The sequence below is a fragment of the Pseudomonas sp. K5002 genome (assembly GCF_013386655.1).
Lineage (GTDB): Bacteria > Pseudomonadota > Gammaproteobacteria > Pseudomonadales > Pseudomonadaceae > Aquipseudomonas.
In genome coordinates this window covers 1-7,387 of sequence record NZ_JACARK010000539.1, presented here as the reverse complement: position 1 = coordinate 7,387, position 7,387 = coordinate 1, and the positions used below count along the sequence as shown (strand labels likewise).

Genomic DNA, 7,387 nt, shown 5'->3' with positions numbered 1-7,387 from the left:
GCGCAGCAGCGGCGCGCGGGTCACGTCCATGCGGTAGTGGCGGCCATCGAACAGGCGATGCAACTGGGCGGCGATATCGCCGTCTGCCGGGTCCAGTTCAATCGCCTGCACCGGCAGGCGCGCCGTGCGCCAGACCACTTGCGACGGTTCTTCCAGGCCTTCCCAGACCACGCCGGTCCGCAGGATGTCGTGACGGTCGATCACCTGTTGCAAGGCCAGGGCAAAGCCCTCGAAACGCTCAAGGCTGTCGAAGGCAAACAGCGACTGCATGATGTACGGATCGCCGTGCTCGGCACTCACATGGTGGTAGAGGATGCCCTCCTGCAACGGTGCCAGCGGGTAGATGTCCTGCACATTGGCGACGCCACCCTCGACGGTCTCGAGGATACGGTCGATGGACGCCTGGCTGAGGGTCGACAGGCTCAGCATCTGCGGGGTAATCGAGGTAGCGCCCGGTGGAATGCCATTGGCCGGCACCTGCACCTCACCGGCCTTGGTGGCCGAGTACTCCCCGGCCTTGATCAGCTCGATCAGCGCCGGCTTGTGTTCGCGCAGCGAGGCCACCAGTGCCGCGTCGCTCAGGGCCTGCTTGTTGCCTTGCACCGACAACTGATCGCCCTTGAGCGCCAGTTGCACATCCTTGGCCTTGAGTGTCGCCAACAGTTCGATGATGCTCACAGGACGATCTCCATTCGTTCGGTAATTGCGGCGTAGCCGGCCAGGGTCGGCTGTTCGAACAGGCCCCGCACATCGGCTTCCATGCCTTCCTGACGCAAGCGTCCGATCAAGCTGACGGCCAGCAACGAGTGCCCGCCCAGCTCGAAAAAGTTGTCGTGACGCCCGACCCGCTCCACCTTCAGCAGCTCGGTCCACAGCCGCGCCAGGGTGATTTCGGTAGCGCCCACCGGGGCCTCGTACTCGCGCACGATCAGTGATTCCACACCCGGCGTCGGCAAGGCCTTGCGGTCGAGCTTGCCGTTGGGGCTCAGGGGCAGAGCGTCGAGATGGACGAATACCGCGGGCACCATGAAGTCCGGCAAGCGCGCCAGCAGGTGCGCCCGCAACTGTTCGATATCGGCTGGCACGCCGGTGTAGTACGCCACCAGGCGTTCGTCGCGGGCCAACACGGCCGCTTCCTTCACCTGTGGGTACTCGGTCAGCCGCGCCTGGATTTCTCCGAGTTCGATACGCAGGCCACGGATTTTTACCTGGTCGTCATTACGGCCCAGGTACTCGATATTGCCATCCGGCAGGTAGCGCCCGACGTCACCGGTGCGGTACATCCGGCCTGGGTTGAACGGGTCCTTGAGGAAGCGCTCGGCCGTCAGTTCGGGACGGTGCAGGTAACCGCGAGCCACTTGCACACCGGCGATAAACAGCTCGCCCACCACGCCCAGCGGCACCGGTTGCAACCGGGCATCCAGCAGGTACATGCGGGTGTTGGCAATCGGCTTGCCGATAGGCGTGTTGTCCGGCACCACGGGCCTGGCGCAGTTCCAGGCGGTCACGTCCACCGCGGCTTCCGTCGGGCCATAGAGGTTGTACAAACCGATGCCGGGCAATTGCTGCTTGAAGCGCCGCACCAGGCTGCCGGGCAAGGCTTCGCCGCTGCACATCACCCGCAGCAGTCCGGCGCCCTGGCTGACATCACCGTGGGCCAGGAACACATCGAGCATCGACGGCACGAAGTGCAAGGTGGTGATCTGTTCTGCCGCGATCACCTCGCACAGGTAAGCCGGCTCCTTGTGCCCGCCGGGGCGTGCCATGACCAGCCACGCACCGGTGAACAGGGGCCAGAAGAACTCCCACACCGACACATCGAAGCTGAACGGGGTTTTCTGCAGTACCGCATCAGTGGCGTTCAGGCCGTAGGCGTCCTGCATCCACAGCAGGCGGTTGACCACACCCGCGTGCTCGTTGATCACGCCCTTGGGTTGGCCGGTGGAGCCGGAGGTGTAGATCACGTAGGCAAGTTGTTGCGGTGTCACCTGCGGCGCCGGCAGTTCACGTCCGGCACTGGCTGCGGCCTGATCAACGGGTATGCACTGGGTCACCTGGGCGGGCCAGGCCACGTCCTCGCTCAACCACGACTGGCTGAGCACCCGGCTGACCTCGGCGTTCTCAAGAATCAACGCGCGCCGCGCCATCGGCTGATTAGTGTCCAGCGGCAGGTACGCCGCGCCGGCCCGCAAGATCCCGAGTACACCGACCACCTGGTCGATGCCTTTTTCCATGCATACCGCGACCCGCTCGCCGGGCTGGCAACCGCCATCCAGTAACTGCTCGGCAATCGCCTCGGCACGGGCGGCGAGTTGCGCGTAAGTGAGCTGTCGCGCGCCCTGGATCAGGGCGACACGTTGGGGTTGCGCCCGGGCCTGGCGAAAGAACGGTTCATGCAGCAAGCCTGGGGGAATCGGCTGCGCCGTCTGGTTGATCAACTCCCGCACCAGTCGCTGGGGTGCCGGCAGTTCAAGGCAATCGTCCAGGGTCCAGGCCGAAGGCTCCCGCGCCAAGCGCTTGAGCAGACGTTCGAAGGTGTCGAACATCGCTTCCAGCATGGCCTCATTGAACACGCCCTGGCGAATGTCCCAATTGATGAACAGGCCGTTGTCGCGCTCGCTGACCTGGCAATCAATCAACACTTGCGGGGTCTGGCTGATGCCGTGCACCAGTTCTGCGCCGGGCATAAATGCCCCGCCGCCACTTTCGCCACCGGCGCCCAGGGTGCTGGTGAAGGCATAGGGCATCAAGGCCGCATCACGGCCTTTGCGCCGCGCCAGTTCGCGCAGTACTTCAATGCCGGAACACAGGCGGTGGTCCATGTCTTGCCACAGTCGCTCCTGCAACTGCTGGCTGCGTTCACCAAAGCTGCCGCCTTGCAGGGTCTGGACTTCCAGCAATTCCACCGAGCTGAAATCCCCCACCAGCCGATCGACCTGCGGGTGCAGCGACAGGCGATTGAGCAAGGTCAGGCTCAAGCAGAAATGCCCCTTGCGGCTCCAGCGCCCCAGGGTTTCGGCATAGCAGGAAAGAATCGCCGCCGACGCACCCACGCCGGCCGCCGCTGCATTCAGGCGCAGGGCGTTGAAATCCCGGGCCTCCAGGTTCAGGGCGCGGCGCTCGAAACGCGGTCCGCTGGGAGCGCCCTGCATGGGCAATTCCGGAGCACCGGGCAGGCTGTCGACCCGCGCCCACCAGTACTGGCGGTCACGCTGGTAACGCGGCTGTTCCCGCAACCGGCGCTCGCCCAGTACGTAGTCGCGAAAACTGATGGGCGCCGCCGGCGGCAAGGCTTCGCCACGATAGACCTGCTGCAACTCGGCCAACAGCATGCGCACGCTCTGGTAGTCGCACACCAGCAGATCCACTGAGAGATGCAGGCGCGCATGTTCACGGCCCTGGCTGACGCACAACTCGATCAGCGGCCACTGCTGGGGCGACGCCAGGCGAATTTCCATGCGTTCGCGCAGAGCGGCCAGTGCACGGCCGTCGTCTTCGCGCAGGTCATGCCGGGCGATCAGGTAATGCGGCACCTGGGGCAGGATTTGTTGGTAGCCGTCTTCCAGCACCACCGCCCGCAGCATGTCGTGACGCGCAATCAGATGGTTCCATGCCTGCTCCAGGCGCGCCGGGTCCAGTTCCCTGAGTTCAAATTCCAGGTAACCGTGGCACGCCACCCCGCCGTAGCTGAATGCCTGGGTGCGGCCCATCAGGTAAGCGGCCTGCACGTCGGTCAGCGGAAACGGTTCGCTGCGGGCAGCCAGGTCGGCCGAGACGGTGGGCATCACCGGTTCCATCAATTGCTGCAACAACGCGTCCTTGTGTTCGCGCAATTGTTGCAGGCGGCCTTCATCCATCACCCCGGCGGGCGCCCGGTAGCGCAGGCGGCCCTGCTCTTCCCAGAGTTCCACACCCAGTGCTTCGAGGTCCTGTTGCAGTTGCTGCAGTGTCATAGCGCACCCTCCACCATTGCGTTCCGGTTGACGTGGTCCTGTTCTCGTCGGGCGACAAGCCATTGGGCCTGGCGGGCGACGGTGGCCGCGTTGAAAAAGTCCTTCAGCGACAGTTCGACGTCGAACTGTCGGGCGATACGTTCGATCAGGCGAGCGGCCAACAGACTGTTGCCGCCGAGGGCGAAAAAGCCCTGGTTGCGTCCCACCAGGGGAATGTCGAGCAATTCGCGCCAGAGCCCGGCCAACAGTTGTTCGGCTTCGCCTTGAGGCGCGTCTTCATGCTCGGGTCTGGCGCCCTGGCGTTGCTCCTGCACCAGCCACAGCAGTGCGGCGCGGTCGACCTTGCCGTTGGCCGTCAGGGGCATTTTTTCCAGCGGTACATAGGCCGATGGCACCATGTAGTCCGGCAGGTGCTGCAGCAGATGACTGCGCAACACTTCGATGGCCAGCGGCTCGCCGGTGTAGTACGCCACCAGGCGCTTGTCCCCTGGCACGTCTTCACGGGCCAGTACCACGGCCTGGCGCACGCCAGGTTGTGCGCCGATCAAGGCTTCGATCTCGCCCAGCTCAACGCGGAAACCACGGATCTTTACTTGGTGATCCATGCGCCCGAGGTATTCCAGCTGGCCGTCGGGCAGCCAGCGCACCAAGTCTCCGGACTTGTACATCCGCGCCTGCGGCAGCGGCGAGAACGGGTCGTTGATAAACACCTTGGCGGTTTGTTCGGCGCGGTTGAGGTAACCCAGGGTCACCCCGGCGCCGCCGATATGCAGCTCGCCGGGCACACCGACAGGCATCGGATTCAAGAACGCGTCCAGCACATAGGTGCGTACGTTGGCGATGGGCCGACCAATGATCGGGCGTTGCGGGAAGTCGTCCACCGCACACCCGGTGGCATCCACGGTGCACTCGGTCGGGCCGTAGGTATTGAAAAAGCGGCTGCCGCTGATCGACGGCAGGCGTTGCCAGAGCTGTGCGTCTACCGCGTCGCCGCCGAACAGCACGAAGCGCGGCAGGTAGGTTTCACCGCGGCGCACGCCGTCGGTTTCGAGCAGGCTCTTGAGTTGCGCCGGGGTGCATTCGAATGCTTCTAGGCGAGTTTCCTGGAAGAACTGCGCCAGGGCGGCAGGGTCGTAGCGCACGTCTTCCGGGGTCAGGTACAGGCTGTGGCCGTCGAGCAGCAGAATCAATTCCGCCACCGAGCTATCAAAGGCGAAGGAATAGTTGAAGCTGGTGCGCATCGGCTGGTCGGTGTAGCGGCGATACAGGCCATGGATCCGCGCCCAGGCCAAGTTGACCACCGATTTTTGGGTGACCAGGGTGCCTTTGGGCTTACCGGTGGAACCCGAGGTGTACATGATGTAGGCCAGGTCATCCGGGCCTGCCAGCGGTGCAGGGTTGCTCTCGGGCTGCGAGGCGAACAGCGCGGCATCGGCGTCCAGGCGCAGGCGTGGCAAGTCGCTGCCCAACTGTTCGAGCAGGCCTTGCTGGCCGAGGAACAGCGCCGGTTGCGCATCGTCGAGCATGTAGGCCAGGCGATCAACCGGGTAGCTCGGGTCCAGCGGCACATAGGCGCCACCGGCCTTGAGAATGCCGAGCAGGCCGACCAACAACTCCAGCGAGCGCTCCACGCACAACGCCACCGGGCGATTGGCGACCACTCCTTGTCCGCGCAGGTAGTGTGCGACTCGGTTGGCGCGGCGGTTCAACTCGGCGTAGCTCAGGCATTGGCCTTCAAAACACAACGCATCGCGCTGCGGCGTGCGTTCGGCTTGTTGCTCAAACAACTGGGCGAACGTCAGGTGCTGCGGCACGTCCATCTCGGTGCGGTTCCACTCGACCACGGTGCGCTGCCATTCGGCCGGCATCAGCAGCGGCAGGGCCGCCACCGGGCGTTGTGGTTCGGCGAGCATCTGTTCCAGCAGGTGTTCCAGGCGAGCGAGTGTCTGGCGCGCGCTGTCCTGGGTGAACAGGTCCAGGGCAAACATCAGCTCCAGCTGAATCGGTGCGTTGGCCGGGCACAGTACGTGCAGGTCCAGGTCGCACTCGGAGTGTTTGAGCGGCGTATCCAGGGCTTCGAAGGCCAGCCCCGGGAACTGCAGGCGCGACTCCATGGCCAGTTGCTGCGCGACCATCACTTGATACAGCGGCGCATGACTGAGGCTGCGCGGCAGTTGCAGGCTGTCGACCAGTTGTTCGAACGGCAGGTCCTGATGTTGCAGGCCTTCGCGCAGTCGGGAGGCGACCTGAGCGACCACGGCGCTGAAATCGGCCTGTGCGGTGAAGTCCGCGCGGATCGCCAGGTTGTTCAGCAAAATTCCCAACAGACCTTCGGTACCGGGTTGTTCGCGGTGGGTGACCGGTGTGCCGATCAACACGGTGGCGTCGCCGCTCAAACGGTGCATCAGCACCGCAAAACCTGCGAACAGCACGCTGAACGGCGTGGTGCCCAAGCGGCTGGCGAGGGTTTGCACGCGGCCACTCAAGTCGGCACTCAGTTCGCGTTGCACCAGGCCGGCGCGATAGCTCTGCACTGACGGCCGAGGATGGTCGGTGGGCAGGGCCAGCAGCGGGCTGGCGTCACTGTCGCGACGCTCAAGAGTGTGGGTCCAGTAATCGAGTTGGCGCTTGAGTTCAGCACCTTGCAGATGCTCCCGTTGCCACAGGGCAAAATCCGCGTATTGCAGCGGCAAGACCGGCAATTGCGCGGCTGCACCATTGCAGCGGGCTTGATACCCCAAGGCCAGTTCGCGCAGGGCGATGGTGGCCGACCAAGCGTCGGAGACCAGGTGATGCAGCGCGATGCCCAGCACATGTTCGTCCGGCGCGACCTTCAACAGGCGGGCGCGCAACAGCGGCGGTGCGGTCAGGTCGAAGGGCTGTTCAAAGGTAGCTTGCAGTGCGTTGAACTGCGCGCCCTCACGGGCTGTTGCGCCTAAGCCGGAAAAGTCTTCAAACGGGAGCGCAAAGTCCAGGGCTTCGCTGATGTGCTGGCTCGGTACGCCATCCACGCTGCGGATGCCGGTGCGCAGGATTTCATGGCGCACCAGCAAGTCATTCAGGCTGGCGTGCAGTGCTGCAACGTCGAGTTGACCCTTGAGGTGCAGGGCAAACGGGATATTGAACAGCGTGGTGCCGGGCGTCAGTTGCTCGATAAACCACAGGCGTTGTTGCGAGAACGACAGCGGCAACAACGCCGGGCGTGCCTTGGCATGCGGTGTGTCGAGGACGGCGGTCTGCGGTGCAGCGGCTCTTGCCTCACGCTCAGCGATGGCCACGGCCAGCAGCGCGACGGTCGGCTGTTCGAACAGTACACGCAGCGGCAGGTCAAGTTTGAACTGGCTGCGCAAGCGCGCGACGATCTGGGTCGCCAGCAACGAGTGGCCACCAAGGGTGAAGAAGTTGTCTTCCACGCCGACGCTGTCGCGGCCGAG

3 protein-coding genes are annotated in these 7,387 nt (G+C 64.4%); all 3 read right to left on the bottom strand.

Features of this window, described 5'->3' with window-relative positions; all coding sequences use genetic code 11:
* The coding region (locus HX846_RS39695) for a condensation domain-containing protein (protein ID WP_256739858.1) at nt 1-678 on the bottom strand (678 nt) is incomplete at its 3' end.
* On the bottom strand, nt 675-3,953 hold the full coding sequence (locus tag HX846_RS22840; protein ID WP_256739857.1) for an amino acid adenylation domain-containing protein: 3,279 nt from the start codon (nt 3,951-3,953) through the stop codon (nt 675-677). The genes HX846_RS22840 and HX846_RS39695, both read right to left, overlap by 4 nt.
* The coding region (locus HX846_RS22835) for an amino acid adenylation domain-containing protein (protein ID WP_256739856.1) at nt 3,950-7,387 on the bottom strand (3,438 nt) is incomplete at its 5' end. The genes HX846_RS22835 and HX846_RS22840, both read right to left, overlap by 4 nt.